Here is a 19597-nt window from a genome sequence, read left to right on the forward strand (position 1 = left end):
ACAGTGCTTCCGCCGCTTCGGCCCCCCTGATCGTCCACGTCCACGCCAGCGGCTTCATGCAGGGCAGCCCAAGCCGCACCCCCTGCACGAGCCGGCCGGCCCCCAGGGGGACGCGGTAGTGGACGTCGACTACCGCTTGTCCAGCGCGAGCCAACACCGCTGGAACACCGAGGACCCCGATACTGCCTGCGAAGAGCCAGGTATACGGGGCTTGGTGCCGAATGAGTACGGAATGGACCGGACGTGACCAGCGCGATTCGTGCGTCGGGTGGCTTGCCCGCTGCCATCACCAGTTTCGTGGGACGACAGCAGGAGACGGCTGAGGTGCGCCGTCTTCTGGGTGTGGCGCGGTTGGTGACCTTGACCGGCGCAGGCGGGGTGGGCAAGACGCGGTTGGCGTTGGAGGTGGCCGCAGCGTCGGCTCGGGCGTTTTCCGGTGGAGTGTGGCTGGTGGACCTGGCGCAGGCGCGGGAGCCGGCCGCGGTGGCCGAGGTGGCTGCGGCGGCGCTGGGGGTGGCGGATCAGGGCATGCGGCCGGTGCTGGAGCTGCTGACGGCGCACGTGGCGGGGCGTCGGATGCTGGTGGTGCTGGACAACTGCGAGCACCTGGTGGAGGCGGGTGCCCAGCTGGCGCAATGTCTGTTGTCTGCCGCTCCGGAGATGCGGATCCTGGCCACGAGCCGGGAGACGCTGGGACTGACCGGTGAGCATGTCTTTGCGGTAGCACCGCTTGCTCGGGTGGAGGCGGTCGAGCTGCTGGTGCAGCGGACGGCCGCGGTGCGGCCGGGTTTCCGGTTGACGGAGGTGAACCGGTCGGCAGTGGACCGGTTGTGCGCCGATCTGGACGGGTTGCCGCTGGCGATCGAGCTGGCCGCCTCCCGGCTGCGCACGTTGTCGGTGGAGCAGGCGGTGGAAAGGTTGGAGGAGCGGTTCGGGCTGCTGACGTCTGGTTCTCGTGGCGCGCGGCCGCACCAGCGGACGCTGCGGGCGGCGCTCGACTGGAGCTGGGAGCTGTGCGGCCCGAAGGAGCGACTGCTGTGGAGTCGGCTCTCGGTGTTCGCCGGTGGCTTCACTCTGGAGGCGGCCGAGGGCGTGTGCGCGGGCGAGGGTTTCATCGTCGGTGAGGTGCTGGACGCGCTGGACCGGCTGGTGGCCCAGTCTCTGGTCGAGCATGCCGGGAGCGAGCGCTTGCCCCGCTACCGGCTGCTGGAGAGCATCCGCCACTACGGGCGGGAGCGGCTGACCGATTCCGGGGAGGTTGAGCGGGCGATGCGGCGGCACCGTGACTTCTATCTTGCGCTGGCCGAGCGTCTCCACCAGGACTGGTTCGGCCCCGCTCAGGTGGAGATCCTGGACCGGTTGCGGGCTGATCACGGCAATCTGCTGGCGGCCCTGGAACACCCGGAAGAAGGCGCGGAAGGGCAGCCGTGTACGGACGACGACCACCGGCCCGAGCCTGACGCGGCCGGGCGCGGGGGGAACGTGCCCGCACCCGGGCAGGTCAGGCTGAGGCTGGCCAGCGCGCTTGTCTACTACTGGATCGCCGGGGGGCTCCTGAGCGAGGGGCGGCGGCAACTGGAGCGGGCCCTGGCAGGGCCCGCGGAGCCCACCAGGGAACGCGCCCGCGCCTTGGTGGAGGCCGCCTACATCACACAAACACAGTGCGACCTGGCGACGGCGGACCGGTTTCTGGAGGGAGCCGAGGAACTGGCCGGGTGGCTCGGTAATCCGGCGCTGCGGGCCCATGCGCAAGGCCATCGCGGTGTGAGCCATATGTACCGGGGCCGACTGGAAGAAGCAGCCTCGTGCATAGAGCAGACCGTGGCCCACTACATCGCGTTCGGCGACCGGTTCGGAGAGGTCACCTGGGGGTGCGCGCTCGGCATCGTGCAGACCCTTGGCGGCGACCCGTGCGCGCAGCGGACCAGCGCGCAGGCGCTGGAGGCCGCCGAGGCGCACGGGGAGCGGTGGGCCCGCGCGCACCTGCTGACGGTGCTGGGCCGCCGTGCCTGGGGGCTGGGCGATCAGGACCAGGCCGCGAAACTGACCGTGGCCGCCTTGGAGAGCCTGCAGGGGTTCAGTGACACCGCCGCCGTGGCGAAGATGGTTGAGCAGCTTGCCTGGATCACCGCCTCGGCAGGACAGCACCAGCGGGCGGCCCGGCTGCTGGGCGCGGCCCGGTCGCTGCGCGAGGACGCCGGCACCCCGGTCAACGCGGGGGACCCGCAGGACGAGGAACACCACGCCCACTGTCACTCCCAGGTTCGCCAAGCCCTGGGCCAAGCAGGGTACGAGCGGGCACTTACCGAGGGCACGGCGGTCGACGGCCCCGGCCAGGCCATCGCCTACGCCCTCGACACGCCCACGCCCACCGGGTCGGCACCCACCGCCCTGTCGGCTGCCGCGAGCCCGCTGACCGCGCGGGAGGAGCAGGTCGCCGCACTGATCGCCCAGGGCATGACCAACCGCAGGATCGCCGCCGAACTGGTCCTGTCGCCGCGCACCGTCGACAACCACGTCGACCGGATCCGGACCAAGCTCGGCTTCTCCTCCCGCGCCCAGGTCGCCGCCTGGTGGGCCGCACATTAGGTAGAGGTTGCGTAGAACTACTCACGACCCGGCGGGCTTCCCTCGCCCAAACTTTTGACACGGCGCCACAATGACGCCGCTCCCCGAGGCAGGTCGCCTCGAGGATGTCGAGACGAGCCAAAGCGATCCATGCCCCGTCTTATCCTCGCCCCGGAACCCGCACCTGATGCGGAGCGCCGCACCAACAAGTCCCGGCTCCGGGGCCGCCGCAGGGTCCTGACGGTCGCGAAAGTTCTGCTGGCCCTGCTGGGCGGCGTGATCGCCTGGCACCAGCCCCGCGTTCGCCCAGACCCCGCCCGGCAGCTGCACCCATACGTAACTCCCAGAAAAGGAAAATCGTGAGCATTTCTGTCATTCGCAGGGCTTTCGGTTCTGCAGTCCTTCCGGCCACGCTCGCCGGCGCCCTCGCTGTCACCACAATGAGCGGACTGGCCACGGCCCACCAAGAAACACCCACCCAGATCGGACTCGTCGCTCAGGACACACCAACCAAGGGCCAGAGCTACGATATGACGCCCACCGACCGCGCAACCTTCGGCGCCAGGTACGACAGCATCATCAGCTGGATCCGCGGCAGGCTCGAGGCTACCCCCCTCTACGGCGGCATCACTCTGACCCAGAACCAAGACGACTACTTCCCCGTCACTCTGCGTATGGGTGCCAGCCGGTCGGTCACCCTGGTGTTCAACGCGAGGAACCTGTACGTCGTCGGCTTCCGGAACGACGCCGAAAACAGGTACTACCGTCTCGGGGCAGGACCAGCCAACTTCAACAATTCACAGGTGACGAATCTGAACTGGCTCAACTACTCCAACATGGAGAGCGCAGCCGGCATCGGCAGGGGAAGCCTGGCCATCAATATGGGAAGCATCCAAGGCTCGATCAGCGACATCACCAACCCGAACATCAGCAACTCAAACGCAGCACGAGCACTGATGATCCTCGTTCAGGCATTTGCGGAGGGTGCTCGCTTCGACTTCTTCTCCTACCGCATTTCCCAATCGATCAGGACTGGCGCAAACAGCTTCTATGCCGGCCAGTCATCGTCGATCTCGAGCAACGGGGCGAATTCGGCCCCCAGCATGATCGAGGTAACGGGCCTGGACTTCGAGAACAACTGGGGAACTCTATCCACCGCCGCACGGAGTGCGACCCAAAACCACACCAGCCCCCACGTCCACTTGGGCAGCGGCTACATCACTACGCTGTCAGCCCTCGATGCTCAGCTGGCCATCGCACTACTGACCTCATAACGTATCCCCCCACCCAGGCATCACAGGGCCGCCGCGTCAATCCACCCTCTCGCCTGACACAGCAGCGGGCACTTGAATCAGTGACCCCGCGATCTGCTCTCCCTCGCAGAGCAGGGGCCCGCGCTCTCCGGTGAACTGGCCGGTGAGTGTCGCCAGTGATGGAAGGGGTCTGGATTGCCTGGGCGCGAGTCGTAGTTCGTCCGGCCGCCGGCACCGAACAACCTCATGCGGTGCAGAACGCGACGCGGGTGTCGACTTTGTCCTGCGTCCAGCCCGTGTTGTCGGGCAGCCGTCCAGCGGCCCGACAACCAGTTCGGCGTAGTCCCGGTCGGCCGCGGGCCCGGGTGGTGGTCGGCGCCGTAATGCCGGCGGCGCAGCAGCTGCTTGTCGTGTCTCCCTTCTCTGCTGCGTCTCATGAGTCCTGTCTACGGCCCGGCACTGGCACGTAGCCGTGGCCAGTCCCTTCCGTCCTGTGCGGTGGCGTTCCGACTTCAAGGGCGGTGCCCCGCCGGGCGGGCGGTCACGGCCGGCCGGTCGTCCTTCCCCTTCTCGCGCCGTCAGAAAGGGAAGGCGCGGCCGTTGGTGCCGGGCTCCCTCCCAGACGCCGTGCCTGGTGTAGCGCTCGTAGTCGCAGACCTCCGTGGCGACGGTCGCTGTCCCCCTCACCGGTCCACCGGCCCGACCGCTGTGATGGTGCGATGGCGGCGGAGATGCCTGTGGGGAGAGATCGGCGGCGACACCGCGAAACACGAGAATCATCAGGCCGGGATCCAGCCCGACCGCACTCACGAAAGTGCTCCGCCTCACCGACCCCGGCTTGCGTGAGCAGCCCGACAGTGTCAGTACTCAGTAGCCGACGGTGACGCGCCGGTTGAGGTGCTGGGGGGCGATCTCGCCAAGGAGAGCGGTGGCGTAGTCCTCGTAGGAGATGCGGGCCTGGCCGTCGTCACCTACAACTGGTTGGTCGAGGCCGGTGCGGTAGTGGCCGGTGCGCTCGCCGGGCGCGAAGTGCACCGGCGGCGGGGAGAGGTACGTCCAGGTGACGTCGTCATCGAGCGCATGGTAGGCGTCAAGGGCCTGGATCTGGCCGATCGCGTAAGGCTTGTACTCCACCGGGAATCCGGGTGCGCCGAAGAAGCGCACGCAGTCCTGGTTCAGAAGGCCGGCCCCGCCGCCCATGTGCACGATACGCGGCCCCTTGGGGCCGAGGACGCGGACAGCGGCGGCGGTGGCAACAGCTTCGGTGTACAGGCGCGCGTCGGGGCCCCGACGGCCAGTACCAGCGCGTCGGCCCCTTCGGCCAGGGAGGCGACTGTCTCGGTGTCGGTGACATCGCCCGCCACCGCACACACACTCTCGGGCGCCGGCCTTTTCCGACGTTGCGCAGCTGCTCCCAGTCGATCTCGGGGTGCGTGCCGGGCAGCGTGTCGAAGGACGTTGTGGTGAGCAGCGAGACCATCACTGACCCGGCCCGCGACGTGCCGAAACGTACCTCACGCCGTTCCGCCGGCCGTACCCACAACAGGTCGCGCATGTAGTCGAAGTCGACCCTCCTCACGCCCAGCCGGGCGGCGGCCTGGCCCGGCCCGAGCGGCGCTTCGGCGGTGAGCCGCTGCGCGAGGTCCTCGATGCCGCAGATCTGCGTCACCTGGTCGGGGTCGATCAGCACGGCTTCCGGGTTCGCCGTCAGGTCGGTCAGCAGACCGCAGGCGATGAGCCGGCGTACCGCGAAGGCGCTCACGACCAGCGGTTCGTCGGGCACGTTCGGTGTGCCCAGGCTTGGGCGATCCGGTCCGCAGCCGCTGCGGCCGGAGATCGGCTCGCGGGGGAGCGAGGCCCGGATCGCGTCCGCGTCCATCGCTTCCACGACGGCCCGCGACCACTGGTAGGAGGAGGCGCCCGGAACCGAGACGAGGCCGGTGTGCCTTGCCCACCGGAATGCTGCGACGGGGACGCTGAGGCGCTTCGCCGCCTGGGCGTCGGTGTAGGGGAGCCGCTACGGCCGTCCGGTCCGCCTGGGTAAGAACCCCACCCGGCCCGGGACCAGATTCCTCGCCGTCGGCGACGACGCCTGCCGACTGTGAGAACACCTCCACCAGCGGCGACGTTGACAGGTGCGAGCCCTCGAAGTCGAGGGCCGAAAGTAAACGGCTAACGCCATTCGGTTTTCATGCAGGGCCCCAGGCGCGGTACGGTCCGACCGTGACCACCGCACGCAGGCCGAGAGGGCCGTACCGCAAGGGACTTGAGCGCCGGGCGCAGATCATGCGCGCCGCACTGGAGGTGTTCGCCGAGCATGGGGACCGGGGGTCGTCGCTGCGGGAGATCGCAGACCGGGTCGGCATGTCGCAGGCCGGGGTGCTGCACTACTTCGACTCCCGCGAGGAGTTGCTGACAGCGGTCCTCGCCGAGCGCGACACCGCGGACGCGGCGGAGCACGCGAGCCCGGAGATCAGCCCGGGTGAGGCGATGGCCCGAACCGCGGAGCACAACACCCGTTCGCCGGGCCTGGTCAGCCTGTTCGTGAACCTGTCGGCCGATGCGACCGATCCGGAGCATCCTGCGCACGGCTTCTTCGCCGAGCGTTACGCCCGTCTGCGCGAGACCGTCGAGGACGGGCTGCGCCAGGGCCAGGCCGACGGGAGCGTACGCACCGACATCCCGGCAGAGCAGCTGGCGCAGCTTCTCATCTCCGTCTCCGACGGCCTGCAGCAGCAGTGGCTGCTGGACCAGGGCGTCGACATGGTGGCCGCGATCGACGCCTTCAACCGCCTGTGCCGGCCGCCGGGTGCGTGATGTCCGGCGCCGGACATCACGCACCCGTTCGCGCTCAGGCAGCCTCCACGTCCGCGTCGGGCTTGAGGCGCGGGATCAGCAGGCCCGCAAGCGTGCCGAGGAACACCGTGCCCGCGGCGAAGTAGAAGGCGTTCTTGTAGCCCTGGTCCAGGTAGAACTGGGTGCCTTCGAGCACCTTGCCATCCTGGGCCAGGATCACGTACGTGAGCGTGGTGACCAGCGTGGTGACGACTCCGATCGACATCCATTGAATGCCGCTGGCAATGGCCTGCTCCTCCGCTGAGACCGCCCGCATGATCAGGATCGGGATCACCGCGACGATCATGCCGAAGCCGATCGCGAAGAGGTTGCCCCACCAGATGAGCTCGGCGTTGGTGTAGTGGTAGGCCGCCTGAGCCAGGTAGCCGACGGTGGAGATCAGGCCGCCGAGGATCAGCGGGAGGCGCGCGTCGACCTTCCGCAGCAGCACCCCTGTGCCGAAGCCGACCGCGAGGATCAGGATGCTCGCCGGCAGGCCGATCACCGCCGCGTGAGTGGCGGTCATGCCCAGGCCGTCCGAGATGGTCGGGATCGCTGGGTAGAGCACCAGCAGCGAGGCGATGATGCCGGTGCCGAACAGTGCGCCGCCGATGAGAGCGGTGGCCAGTATGACGGTCCACACCTTGCGACGGCCCAGCATGTCCAGGTGGACGAGTGGCTGGGCGATGCGCTTCTGGGAGACCACGAACAGGGCGATGGCGGCGAGGCCGCCGATGACGCAGCCGAGCGTGCCGGCGGAGGTCCAGCCCCAGTCGGTCCCCTGGCCGATGCCGTAGGTGAGCGCGGTCAGTCCGCCGCCGAGCAGCAGGCCGCCGATCCAGTCCATCCGGGCGGAGGGGTCGCGGTAGTTGGTCTTCGGCACGGCGAAGAGGATCAGCAGCAGGCCGATGGCGGTGGCCGCGACGATGGACCACAGCACCCCGCGGAAGCCGTAGTCGTCCAGGACCCAGCCGGTCAGGAACGGGCCGCCGATGGCGACGAAGGCGACGCCGCTGCCGACAATGCTGCTGGCCGTGCCGGCCTGCTTCGGCGGGAGGACCTCGCGGATGGTGGCGTAGGTGAGGGCGCCGATCGGCCCGTAGAAGCCGGCGATGCTGCGGCCGATCAGCATCATGGCGTAGTTGCCCGCGGAGGCGGCGATGATGTCGCCGACCAGGCCGATCAGGGTGATGGCGATCATCACCTGGCGCTTGCCGTACAGGTCGGCGGCCTTGATCACGAACGGCGTCAGCAGAGTGGAGACCAGTGCCGTGGACAGGATGAACCAGGCGATGTGAGTGGTCTGGAAGTGGATGGCCACGGACGCCTGCGCGTTGCCCGTCAGCATGCCGACGAGGGAGAGCAGCTGGGTGGGCCACAGCAGTGCGAGCGCGATGAGCGCGAAGCGCGCGCCGCGGACGGGGCTGGTGGCTTCGGCCGCAGGCGCGGCGGGGGCGAGTGAGGATGTCACGGCGGTGTGCCCTCTCGATGGATGGGCTCCGGTCGACGGAGCAACAGTAGGGCGTTGAACCCGTTCAGTCGGCCGACGCCCCACCCCGGAATCCCGGAGGGGGCGGGATCGGGGGCGGTCATGGCGCGTTGCACTGGGTTAACGGAGCAGAAACCTAGCTCTGTTTGGGATTCGGCGCTAGGGTTGCCGCCAAGGAATCTCGCCGGTGTGCCGAGAGCCACCACCGGTAATTGAATCGTTCCATTCCTCAGTCGTCCTCAGTCGCCATCGTGATCGCCGCAACAGGCGTACGACGCCCGCGCACAGCCCCGACAGCAAGGAACAGACGCCGTGCCTGAAGCCCCTCTCCCCGCCCCTGCGGTCGCGCGCCTGCGGTTCGAGCACCACCGCGAGCCGCTCGGCATCGGCGAATCCCGCCCCCGCCTGTCGTGGACCACCCGGACCGAGCTGCCCGGATGGCGGCAGGCGGCCTACGAGATCCAGCGACTGGCCGCCCAGGGCGACGTGGTCGCCACGGCCGAGGCCGAAAGCGACGAGTCGGTCCTGGTCGCCTGGCCTTTCGACGCCCTCGGTTCGCGGGAGCGCGTGGGTGTGCGGGTACGTGTCCGGGGCGCGGACGGAGCCTGGTCGGGCTGGAGCGAACCGGCCTTCGCCGAGACCGGGCTGCTGCACCCCGGCGACTGGCAGGCCCGCTTCGTGAGTGCCGACTGGGACGAGGACGCGCAGCAGGACCAGCCGGCCACCCACCTGCGCCGCCGCTTCACGATCCGCCCCGGTGTCGCAGCCGCCCGTCTGTATGCGACCGCGCACGGCGTCTACGAGGCGGAGCTCAACGGCTCCCCGGTCGGCGACCACGTCCTCGCCCCGGGCTGGACCACGTACGGCAAGCGCCTGCGCTACCAGACCTACGACGTGACCGATCTCCTGCGGGTCGGCGGGAACAATCTGACCGCTCTTCTCGCGGACGGCTGGTACCGCGGCCGCCTCGGCTTCACCGGCGACAAGCGCGCCGTCTACGGCGACCGGCTGGCCTGGCTGGCCCAGCTGGAGATCCGCTACACCGACGGCACCACCGACACCGTGACCACCGACGCGGACGGCCGCTGGCAGGCCGCCCAGGGCCCGATCCGCCGCAGCAGCCTCTACGACGGCGAGACCCACGACGCCCGCGTCGAGCCCACCGACTGGCGGGGCGTGCGCGTCGAGGAGAGTGACCCGGCGACGCTCGTCGCCCCCGTCGGCCCGCCCGTCCGCCGGATCGAGGAGCTGGCACCGATGGCCGTCACCACCTCGCCCTCGGGCAGGACGATCGTCGACTTCGGCCAGAACCTGGTCGGCCGTCTGCGTCTGACGGTGACCGGTGAGGCCGGGCAGGAGGTCGTGCTGCGCCATGCCGAGGTGCTCGAGGACGGCGAGCTGGCCTGCGCACCGCTGCGCAGCGCGCAGGCCACCGACCGCTACATCCTGCGCGGCGGCGCTGCGGAGACCTTCGAGCCGCGGTTCACCTTCCACGGCTTCCGCTACGCCGAGATCACCGGCTGGCCGGGCGAACTGAACCCCGACGACCTGCGTGCCGTGGTGATCCACTCCGATCTGGAGCGCACCGGCACCTTCGAAAGCTCCGACGAGCTGCTCGACCGCCTGCACCAGAACGTCGTCTGGGGCATGCGCGGCAACTTCCTCGACGTCCCGACCGACTGCCCGCAACGCGACGAGCGCCTGGGCTGGACCGGCGACATCCAGGTCTTCGCCCCCACCGCCGCCTACCTGTACGACAGTGCCGGCTTCCTCACCTCGTGGCTCGCCGACCTCGCCGCCGACCAGGGTGAGACCGGCGGGGTCCCGTTCGTGGTGCCCAAGTGCGTCGACGGCGCCGACACCCCGACCGCCGCGTGGGGCGACGCCGCCACGGTCGTGCCCTGGGTGCTCCACCGCGCCTACGGCGACCTCGGCGTGCTCGCGGCCCAGTTCGAGAGCATGCGCGGCTGGGTCGACCACGTCGCCTCGCTGGCCGGGGAGTCACGCCTGTGGGACAGCGGCTTCCAGTTCGGCGACTGGCTGGACCCGAACGCCCCGCCAGGACGCCCGGACCAGGCGCGTACCCCCGGCGAGATCGTGGCCACCGCCTACTTCGCCCGCTCTGCCGAGGTCGTCGCCCGGTCGGCGCGGTTGCTCGGCCGCGAGGCGGACGCCGTCCGCTACGGCGCTCTCGCCGCCGAGGTCCGGCAGGCGTTCGCCTCCGAGTACGTCACCGGCGCGGGCCGGATGATGGCGGACGCCCCGACCGCCTACGCGCTGGCGCTCCAGTTCGCGCTGCTGCCCGACCAGACGCAGCGCGCGCACGCCGGCAAGCGGCTGGCCGGCCTGGTCCGCGCCGGCGGCTACAAGATCAGCACCGGCTTCGTCGGCACGCCCCTGATCTGCGACGCCCTCGCCGAGACCGGCCACCTGGACGCGGCCTACCGACTGCTGCTGCAGACCGAGCAGCCGTCCTGGCTCTACCCCGTCACCCAGGGTGCGACCACCATCTGGGAGCGGTGGGACAGCCTGCTGCCCGACGGCAAGGTCAACCCCAGCGGCATGACCTCGTTCAATCACTATGCGCTCGGCGCCGTCGCCGACTGGCTGCACCGCTCCGTCGCCGGGCTGGCCCCCGCCGAGCCCGGCTACCGGAAACTGCGCCTGGCACCGCGCCCCGGCGGCGGGCTGACCCGAGCGCAGGCGGCGCTGCTCACCCCCTACGGCCGCGCGGAGATCGCCTGGCGTCTGGACGGCGAGGAGCTTCACATCACCGCGCTCGTCCCGCCCAACGCCACCGCCGTGGTGGACCTGCCGGGCCCGGCAGGCTCGCCGTTCGACGTCACCGCAGGTCATCACACCTGGACCGTTCACCTGCCGGCGCCGGCGCAGCCCAGCGGTCCCATCACTCTGGACACCACGCTGGGCGAGCTGATGGACCGTCCGGGGGCCATGGAAATCTTCACCGACACTCTGATCCGCTACTTCCCCGAGGCCGCGGCATACATCGATCAGTCCGACACCGAGTCCGGCGAGACGACGATCCGCGACGCGGCCGCCATGGTGCCCGGCGGTCCCAAGTTCCTCCTCGATCTTGAGGAGCAGTACGCCGCCTTCAACGCCGCTGGACCGAGCGAAAACTGACGTACCAGCAGGTAGATCGCTTGCAGGCAGGGATCGCTTTCCGCCCCCTGCACTCCCCTCTCTCCGCTGACTTGGGGGCCCCATGCCCAGCAAGACCCACGAGTGGCTTTCCGGACTGGTCACAGCCGGTCGGGCCGCCACACAACCCACGCTCGCCCAGGAGCGCGAGAACGCCGTCCGCTTCGCGGCGACGATGCCGAGACCGGCCGGCGTGATCGAGGACGCGTTCCCCGGCCTGACGGGCGCGCTGCTTTTCAGCCCGCCGGAGCCGCGCGAGGACCTGGTCATCCTCCACATCCACGGCGGCGGCTTCCGCACGGGCACCGCGGCCCAGGCGCGGGCCGCGGCCGGCCTCCTGGCGTTGCGTCTGAACACCCGAACCGTGGCGCCCGAGTACCGACTCGCACCTGAACACCCCTTCCCAGCCGGGCTCGACGACTGCGAACACGCCTACGAAGCCGTCCGGGCCACCTATCCGACGGCCCGGATCGTCGTGGTCGGCGAGTCGGCGGGAGCTGGTCTTGCCGCCTCGCTCCTGCTGCGCCGCCGCGACGCAGGCGACGGCGCACCCGTGGCCGGAGCGCTCTGGTCCGGCGTGTTCGACCTGCGCGCGGAAAACCTGGCATCAGGGAGTTGGGCCGCGAACGCCGCCACCGACGCCATGATCACCCCCTGGCTCGGCCCGCAGATGGCCGCCGACTACCTCGCCGGACACAGCCCCGAGGATCCGCAAGCCTGCCCCGCACTCGCCGACCTCACCGGTCTGCCCCCGCTGATGATCCTGGCCTCAGGGTCCGAGTTGCTGCGTGACGACTCGGTCGCCTTGGCCACACGTGCCGCCGGCTGCGGCGTGGAGACAGTGCTGGAACTCTGGCCGCACATGCACCACGCCTGGCCCGTCTTCGGCTCCCTGCTGCCCGAAGCGCTCGAAGCCCTCGACCGCACCGCTGAGTTCATCCGCCGCGTGGACGCGGGCCGCTGCGTGGACGGTTCAGCCCTGACGGACGACCCGGCGATCCTCGCCCTGATGGAGACCTCCCAGGAACAGGCGGAGGTGTGACACATGAGTGAATCCGCTCAGTTCCCGATGGTCCGCACGAGCCACGGGTCAGTGCGAGGAACCCGCTGGGGCGATACAGGCGGAATCTTCGCCGGCATCCCCTTCGCCGCTCCGCCCATCGGCCCCCTGCGACTGCGTCCGCCCGCGCCCGTCGCCGCCTGGACCGGTGTCCGCGACAGTGTCGCCTTCCCCGCAGCCCCGGCACAGCGATATCCCCTGATGGACCCCTCCACTCAAGGAAGCCTCGCCGCGCTCGATCCGCGTGCACGAGCCATCGCTACGGCGCTCGGCGCACAAACCGGCCCATCAGCCGAGGACTGCCTCTACCTGAACCTGTGGACCCCCGAGCTGACCAGCCGACGCCCCGTACTCGTCTGGATCTACGGCGGCGGCTTCGAGACCGGCTCCGCGTCACCCCCGGCCTTCGACGGCGCTGCCCTGTCCCGGCTGACCGGCGCCGTGGTCGTAGCCGTCAACTACCGCGTAGGGGCGCTGGGATGGCTGCTTCCCACAGGGCCGGGCAGCGAGCGGTTCGCCGACAGCGCCAACCTCGGACTCCAGGACCAGGCGGCCGGACTCCGCTGGGTCCGGGACAATGTCGCCGCCTTCGGCGGTGATCCCGACAACGTCACGGTCGCCGGGAACTCGGCCGGGGCCTTCAGCATCGGCGCCCTGCTCAGCCTTCCCGCCGCCGCAGGCACCTTCCACAAGGCGATCCTGCACAGTGGCAGCACCGGTCGCGTCTACCGCCGCGAGGCCGCATCCGCGGTGACCCAGGATCTACTTTCCGCCGTCGGCGTCAGGAACTTCGAAAGTCTGACCGACGTCCCACTCCATCGGATCCTCGACGCGCAGAGCGCTGTCATCCCCTCGGACATCGGCCTGCGCCACCTCCCCGACGGACACGGCTGGGGCATCGTCCACGACGGCCAGGTACTTCCCCACCACCCACACCAGGCAGTCCGGGCAGGGGCGGCGAAGCACATTCCGCTGCTCATCGGCGCCAACGACGACGAGGCACGCATGTACGCCTCCTTCGGCGCCGACTCGTTCCGCCCCACCGACGAGGCAGCCCTCATCGCCGAGATGCGCCGGGCAGAACTCGCCGACCCCCACGGACTGCTGGACGCCTACCGTGCGCGCGGTCTACCGGCCACCGACCAACTCGGCGGGCCCACGGACGATCTCCTGGAGCTGCGCACCCGTTTCCTCGGCGACGCGATCTACCGCGTGCCGTCGGCCCGTCTGGCACGGGCCCAGACCGCGGCGGGCGGTCGCGTCCACACATACCTGATCTCCGCCGAGCCGTTCGGTCCGGGCAGCAGCGCCTTCCACGGGGCGGAACTGATCTACCTGGGCGACAAACTGACAGCACTGGACATCGACACCCCGGGCAATCAAGCGATCCGCGAGGAACTCACCACCGCCTGGAGCCAGTTCCTGGCAACGGGCGAGCCCGGCTGGCCCGCCTTCGACTCCGCCCAGCCCGAGAGCACCCGGCTCATCGGCGGTGCCGTCACCTTCGTGACCGAACCTGCCCACGACATCGCCGGCTACTGGATCCATGACTCCTGACGCCCCACCACGCCGCTTGCCCCCCGCTCGCCGCCCGTCGCCCGCGCAAGGCTGCGAAGGAGGCGCGAGCTCGACGCCGCAATGCGCCGGATCACCGACCAGGCCGACGCCCGGTACGTCGACCTGTGGCAGGCCCTCGCCGACCACCACGGCGGCCTGCGCAGCTAGTACACCCACGACGACCTCACCTGAACGGACCCGGCTACCGCGCCTGGGCCCAGACCTTGCGGCCGCTCCCTGCGGACGCCGCGCGTAGAACAACGAAGGAGAACCCCCCCATGACAACCACCCCCGACACGATTCCGAACGACGCCGGCACCCGGACGACGCAGGACGAGACGCGCTACCGCGACGTCGGCCTCTCCGTCGAGGACCGGGTGAGCGATCTGCTGGCCCGCATGACCCTGGAGGAGAAGGCCGGCCAGCTCACCCAGTTCTTCTACATGGGCACCGGCGAGCCGATCCCCGACGACTTCGACATCGAGTCCCTGCCGCCCGAGCACCGTGCCTTCGTCTCGCAGCCCCACGACGTCGAGGCCGCGGTCTCCCGCGGCGGCGCCGGGTCGCTGTTGTTCGTCAAGGACCCCGCCCTGGGCAACCGACTGCAGCGCCGCGCCGTCGAGGACACCCGGCTGGGCATCCCGCTGCTGTTCGGCAACGACGTGATCCACGGGCTGCGCACGGTCTTTCCCGTGCCGATCGCGATGGCCGCGAGCTGGGACACGGACGCCGCCGAGGCGGCGCAGGTCGTCGCGGCCCGCGAGGCGCGCGCGGTGGGGATCCGCTGGACGTTCGCACCCATGATCGACATCGCCCGCGACCCTCGCTGGGGCCGCATCGTCGAGGGGGCCGGGGAGGACCCGGTGCTCGCCGCGGCCATGGCCGCGGCGCAGGTCCGCGGGTTCCAGGGCGACCTCGGAGCCGAGAGCGTCCTTGCCGGAGCGAAGCACTTCCTGGGGTACGGTGCCGCCCGCGGCGGGCGCGACTACGACGACGCCGACATCTCCGACGCCGAGTTGCGCAACGTGTACCTGCCGCCCTTCCGCGCCGCGATCGAAGCGGGCGCCGCCAACGTCATGAGCGCCTACATGGACCTCAACGGTGTGCCGGCCTCCGCGAACCGGTGGCTGCTGAGCGACCTGCTGCGCGACGAACTGCACTTCGACGGCTGGGTCGTCTCGGACGCCAACGCCGTGCAGTCGCTGGAGATACAGCACTTCGCGAAGGACCAGCAGGACGCCGCCGCTCGGGCGCTGAACGCGGGGCTCGACATGGAGATGTGCACCTTCAGCCCGGCGTTCGACCACCTCCCGCAGGCGGTGCGCGACGGGCTGGTCACCGTGCAGGCGCTGGACACCGCCGTGTCACGGGTGCTCGCGGTGAAGTTCCGGCTCGGCCTGTTCGAGAGCCCCTACACCGACGAGGACGCGGCACCCGCGGTCCTGAACGCCGCGGCGCACCGTGATGTCGCCCGGGACGCGGCCGAGCGCACCCTCGTCCTCCTCAAGAACGACGCGGCCACGCTGCCCCTGCGGCCCGAGCAGCTCACCGGCGTCGCCGTCATCGGCCGGCTCGCCGACTCCCGGCGCGACACGCTCGGACCGTGGGTGCTCGACCACGACACCTCCGAGACGGTCACGATCCTCGACGGGCTGCGGGCCCGGCTCGGGGACGGCATCCGGGTCGAGTATGCGGCCGGGACCGGTGCCCCCGAGCGGCTGCACCCGTCACCGTTCGACGTCCTGGACCCCACGGTCGTCCCGACCCCGCCCGACCTGGACGAGGACGCCGAGATCGAGCGCGCCGTCGCCGCCGCCCGGGACGCCGACGTCGCGATCGTGGTCGTCGGGCAGCCGCAGAACCAGATCGGCGAGAAGGCATCGACCTCCACGCTCGACCTCCCTGGCCGTCAGCTCGAGCAGCTGCAGCGCGTCGCCGCGACCGGCACGCCCGTGGTCCTGGTGGTTCTGTCGGGCCGTCCGCTGGACCTGCGGTGGGCGCACGAGCACGTCCCCGCCATCGTGCAGGCGTGGTATCCGGGGACACGCGGGGGCGAAGCGGTCGCCTCCATGCTGGTGGGTGACGTCTCGCCCGCCGGCCGGCTGCCCTTCACATGGCCCCGCCACGTCGGCCAGGTGCCGCTCGTGTATTCGCACTACCGGACCTTCCTGCCGCAGGAACAGCACGCCCGGTACTACGAGGACGACGGTGCACCCCTGTACCCGTTCGGCCACGGCCTGTCCTACGCCACGTTCACGTACACGAACCTCCGGGTCGACCGGACGTCCATGACCGGCGGCCGCGACACCGCAACCGTGTCGGTCGACGTCACCAATACCTCTGAGCGCGACGCCGACGAGGTCGTGCAGCTCTACGTCCACCAGCGCTACGGCTGGTCGTCGCGGCCCGTGCGGGAGCTCAAGGGCTTCGAGCGAGTCCCGGTCCCCGCGGGCACAACCACCACCGTGAGCTTCGAGCTCGGCCCCGACCAGCTCCGTTACTGGAGCGCCGCGACCCGCACGTACCAGCTCGACGCCACCGTCCTCGACCTCTGGGTCGGCGGCAGTTCCACCGCCGAGCTCACGACCACCCTGGAGGTGACCCGATGACCGGGACCGACGTGCAGCTCGACGCAGACCGCGTCGAGCTTCGTGACTGGACCATGCGTCGCCCGGGCAGTGCCGAGGAGGCCGCCGTACGCCTCCCGCACGACGCGATGATCACCGAGCCCCGGTCGTCCGACGCCTCCGGCAGGTCCGACACCGGATGGTTCCCGGGGGGTCGGTACACCTATCGCACGCGCTGGTACGCCGACCCCGCGCACCGCGGTCGGGACGTCCAGCTCCGCTTCGACGGCATCCAGGGCGAGTCGGTCGTGACCGTGAACGGCCACCAGGTCGGGACCGTACGCAGCGGGTACACCGAGTTCGGCTTCCGGATCGACCACGTCCTGAACTGGGACGACGAGAACGAGATCGCTGTCGACGTCGACAACAGCGCGCAACCCGCAGGCCGCTGGTATCCCGGCTCCGGCCTGTACCGGTCGGTGTCCCTGCGGATCCGCAGTCGTGTGCGCCTGGAGGACGACGGTGTCGGCGTGCGTACGACGCTCCACGGCGCCGACGCGGTCGTCGAGGTCCGGACCGCAGTCGTGAACGACAGCGACACGCCCGTGCACGTCCGCACCGTACTGCACTCCGAGGCAGGGACCGTGGCGCAGGCCATGGCGGGCGACGACGGGATCGCGCACCTGCATGTGCGCGCGGTTCGCCTGTGGTCCGCCGAGGACCCGTTCCGCTACGAACTCGTCACGACGGTCGAGCACGGCGGCGCCGTCGTCGACACCCGTCGTGAGCTCGTGGGGCTACGCACGGTGCACGTCGACGCCCGCCACGGCCTGCGGATCAACAAGCAGCAGGTCAACCTGCGCGGCGCCTGCATCCACCACGACAACGGCATCCTGGGCGCCGCCACCCACCGGGCCGCGGAGTTCCGGCGCATCCGGATCCTCAAGGAGAACGGCTTCAACGCCGTCCGGTCGGCGCACCACCCGATGTCACGTCACCTGCTCGACGCCTGTGACGAACTGGGCATGTACGTGATGGACGAACTCGCCGACTACTGGATCCAGTCCAAGTCCACGCACGACTTCTCGCACAGGTTCCTGGACACCTGGCGCGAGGACGCCGACCGCATGATCGAGAAAGATCGAAACCGGCCCTCCGTCGTCATCTACTCGATCGGCAACGAGATACCCGAGACCGCGCACCCCGACGGCGTCGCGCTCACCCGTGAGATCACCGCATACGTCAAGGCGGCAGACCCGGACCGCCCGGTCACGGTGGCCCTCAACATCTTCCTCAACGTCCTGTCGTCGATGAACAGATCCCCGTACGCCAGTACTTCCCACCCGCCAGAAGGGCCCAGACACAACAAGCAGGGGCCCGGCAGCACGGAAGCCAATCGCCTGGTCAACCAGATCGGGCGCATGATGGACGTTGCCTCGCGGCTCCCCATCGCCGACCGTGCGACACGCGACGCGTTCGCCGAGGTGGACATCGCCGGCTACAACTACGGGCTGGCGCGGTACAAGCACGATGTGAAGGCGTACCCCGACCGCGTGATCGTCGGCAGCGAGACCTTGCCCGGAGACATCGCCCGTGCGTGGGACCTCGTCACGGCGTACCCGTCCGTCATCGGCGACTTCATCTGGGTCGGCTGGGAATACCTGGGAGAGTCGGGGGTCGGGGTGTGGGCGCCCGGCCGCAGGACCGGGCTGGTCAAACCGTATCCCTACCTCATCGCCGGGCCCGGGGTCATCGACCTGACCGGACAGTCGGACTTCTCGCTGCGCCTCGGACAGGTGGCATGGGGAACGCACCCCGGGCCGGCGATCGGTGTGCGGCCTCTCGACCAGGCGGGACAGCCGGTCGCACGGGTCGCGTGGCGCAGCACCGACGCTGTCGAGAGCTGGGCCTGGCGCGGGTGTATGGGCCGCAAGGCCGAGATCGAGGTCTACTCCGCGGACGACGAGGTGGAGCTGTTCGTCAACGGGCGTTCCGCCGGCCGTCGCAGGGCCGGGCAACGACGTCGCTACACCGCTCGGTTCACCACCACGTACACCGCCGGCGAACTCGTCGCCGACCCCATCGAATGGTTCGAGGACGAACGCGAGACGCTCGGCGCACTCGTCGCCCAGGCCGTACGGGAAGGCCGCACCGAGCGCGCCTGGCACCTCGTCGCGGGCGCCGTCCCCTTCTACGAGACCCGCAACTACCTCGACGACTGGTGCCGCACCGCCGAACTCGCCCTCGACGGCGCCCGCCGCACCGGCGACACCCGGGGCGCGGGCACCATGCTCCGCTCCCTGGGCACCCTCGCCATCTACCAGCGCCGCCACCAGGAGGCCCGCGACCTCCTGCGCACCGCCCTCGACCACCTGGAGGACACCGACGACATCCAGGGCCGCGCCATCGTGCGCCGCAACCTCGCCGTGTGCGCCCGCTTCCTCGGCGACCTCGCCGAGGCGGCCCGCTGCTGCGAGGAGTCCCTCGTCCTGTTCCGGCGCGCCGAGGACAACTCCGGCCTCTCCCACGCGCTGGGCCTGCTCGCCCAGATCGAGATCGAACAGGGCAACCCCGAACGCGGGGTGAGCCTCAGCAACCAGGCCATCGAGGTCAGTTACGAGGCCGGGTCGCTGCGCAGCCGCACCCAGAACCTCTACCGGCTCGCCGAAGGACTGCTCGGCGCGGGGCGCTGCGCACAGGCCGAGCGGATCTGCCACGACGTGGTCGGCCTCGCACGCGGCCAGGGCGACCGGCTCGGCGAGGCGTACGGCCTGTGCGCGCTCGGCGAGGCGCAGTGGCGGCAGGACGAACCCTGCAAGGCCCGCGCCGGACTGCTGCGCGCGCTGCGCCTCGCCCAGGAGGTCGGCGACCGGTTCCTCCAGGCCAGGATCGTCGTCCACCTCGCCTGCGCCGAAGCCGTACGCGGCGGCCCCGGCGCGGGCGAGCCCCTGGACTGGGCCCAGCGGGAGTTCCGCACCCTCGGCGCGCCCGCATGGGAGCGGCGGGCGGGACGGCTGCGCGAGGTCCTCGGCGCACAGGACGCGTCCCGCCCGGTCGAGGGGTCGGTCCTGGCCGGACTGCTCGCCGACCGCTGACCCGCCGGCCG

At 70.4% G+C, this 19597-nt stretch carries 11 protein-coding genes; 9 read left to right on the forward strand and 2 right to left on the reverse strand.

Going from position 1 to position 19597, the window contains the following annotated elements; translation table 11 throughout:
- The first annotated feature begins 243 nt into the window (after positions 1 to 243).
- Both AOK24_RS10885 and AOK24_RS10890 read left to right on the forward strand, forming a co-directional pair.
- Positions 244 to 2589, forward strand: a complete 2346-nt coding sequence (locus AOK24_RS10885; protein WP_063799422.1) for an ATP-binding protein — start codon at positions 244 to 246, stop codon at positions 2587 to 2589.
- Between the two features lie 338 nt (positions 2590 to 2927).
- Complete coding sequence (locus AOK24_RS10890) at positions 2928 to 3842, forward strand: ribosome-inactivating family protein (protein ID WP_055719860.1); 915 nt, start codon at positions 2928 to 2930, stop codon at positions 3840 to 3842.
- Positions 3843 to 4688: 846 nt separating this feature from the next.
- Here AOK24_RS10890 and AOK24_RS10895 read toward each other — a convergent pair.
- Positions 4689 to 5027, reverse strand: coding sequence for an NAD(P)-dependent oxidoreductase (locus AOK24_RS10895; RefSeq protein ID WP_240553803.1), 339 nt, complete (start codon positions 5025 to 5027; stop codon positions 4689 to 4691).
- Between the two features lie 443 nt (positions 5028 to 5470).
- Between AOK24_RS10895 and AOK24_RS49620 the strand changes: the two genes are divergently transcribed.
- Positions 5471 to 5731, forward strand: coding sequence for a hypothetical protein (locus AOK24_RS49620; protein ID WP_055719861.1), 261 nt, complete (start codon positions 5471 to 5473; stop codon positions 5729 to 5731).
- A 313-nt stretch (positions 5732 to 6044) separates the two neighbouring features.
- The gene (locus tag AOK24_RS10905; protein WP_055719862.1) at positions 6045 to 6638 is read left to right on the forward strand and encodes a TetR/AcrR family transcriptional regulator; all 594 of its coding nucleotides are present in this window, start codon (positions 6045 to 6047) and stop codon (positions 6636 to 6638) included.
- Between the two features lie 34 nt (positions 6639 to 6672).
- Here the strand turns inward: AOK24_RS10905 and AOK24_RS10910 are convergent, their stop codons facing one another.
- Positions 6673 to 8127, reverse strand: coding sequence for an MFS transporter (locus AOK24_RS10910; RefSeq protein WP_055719863.1), 1455 nt, complete (start codon positions 8125 to 8127; stop codon positions 6673 to 6675).
- A 330-nt stretch (positions 8128 to 8457) separates the two neighbouring features.
- On the opposite strand from AOK24_RS10910, the gene AOK24_RS10915 reads away from it, so the two are divergent.
- From AOK24_RS10915 to AOK24_RS10940, 5 genes are all read left to right on the forward strand, one after another.
- The gene (locus AOK24_RS10915; RefSeq protein ID WP_055719864.1) at positions 8458 to 11289 is read left to right on the forward strand and encodes an alpha-L-rhamnosidase; all 2832 of its coding nucleotides are present in this window, start codon (positions 8458 to 8460) and stop codon (positions 11287 to 11289) included.
- 82 nt (positions 11290 to 11371) lie between these two features.
- Entirely contained in the window at positions 11372 to 12349 is a 978-nt protein-coding gene (locus tag AOK24_RS10920) for an alpha/beta hydrolase (RefSeq protein ID WP_055719865.1), read from the forward strand.
- Positions 12350 to 12352: 3 nt separating this feature from the next.
- Complete coding sequence (locus AOK24_RS10925) at positions 12353 to 13924, forward strand: carboxylesterase/lipase family protein (RefSeq protein ID WP_240553805.1); 1572 nt, start codon at positions 12353 to 12355, stop codon at positions 13922 to 13924.
- 278 nt (positions 13925 to 14202) lie between these two features.
- Positions 14203 to 16533, forward strand: coding sequence for a glycoside hydrolase family 3 N-terminal domain-containing protein (locus AOK24_RS10935; protein ID WP_055719867.1), 2331 nt, complete (start codon positions 14203 to 14205; stop codon positions 16531 to 16533).
- Complete coding sequence (locus tag AOK24_RS10940; protein ID WP_055719868.1) at positions 16530 to 19586, forward strand: glycoside hydrolase family 2 TIM barrel-domain containing protein; 3057 nt, start codon at positions 16530 to 16532, stop codon at positions 19584 to 19586. The genes AOK24_RS10935 and AOK24_RS10940 overlap by 4 nt, the downstream gene beginning before the upstream one ends.
- The last annotated feature ends 11 nt before the right edge of the window (positions 19587 to 19597 follow it).

Origin of the sequence: Streptomyces niveiscabiei (assembly GCF_001419795.1) — a bacterium.
In the GTDB taxonomy this organism is placed as follows: Bacteria; Actinomycetota; Actinomycetes; order Streptomycetales; family Streptomycetaceae; genus Streptomyces; species Streptomyces niveiscabiei.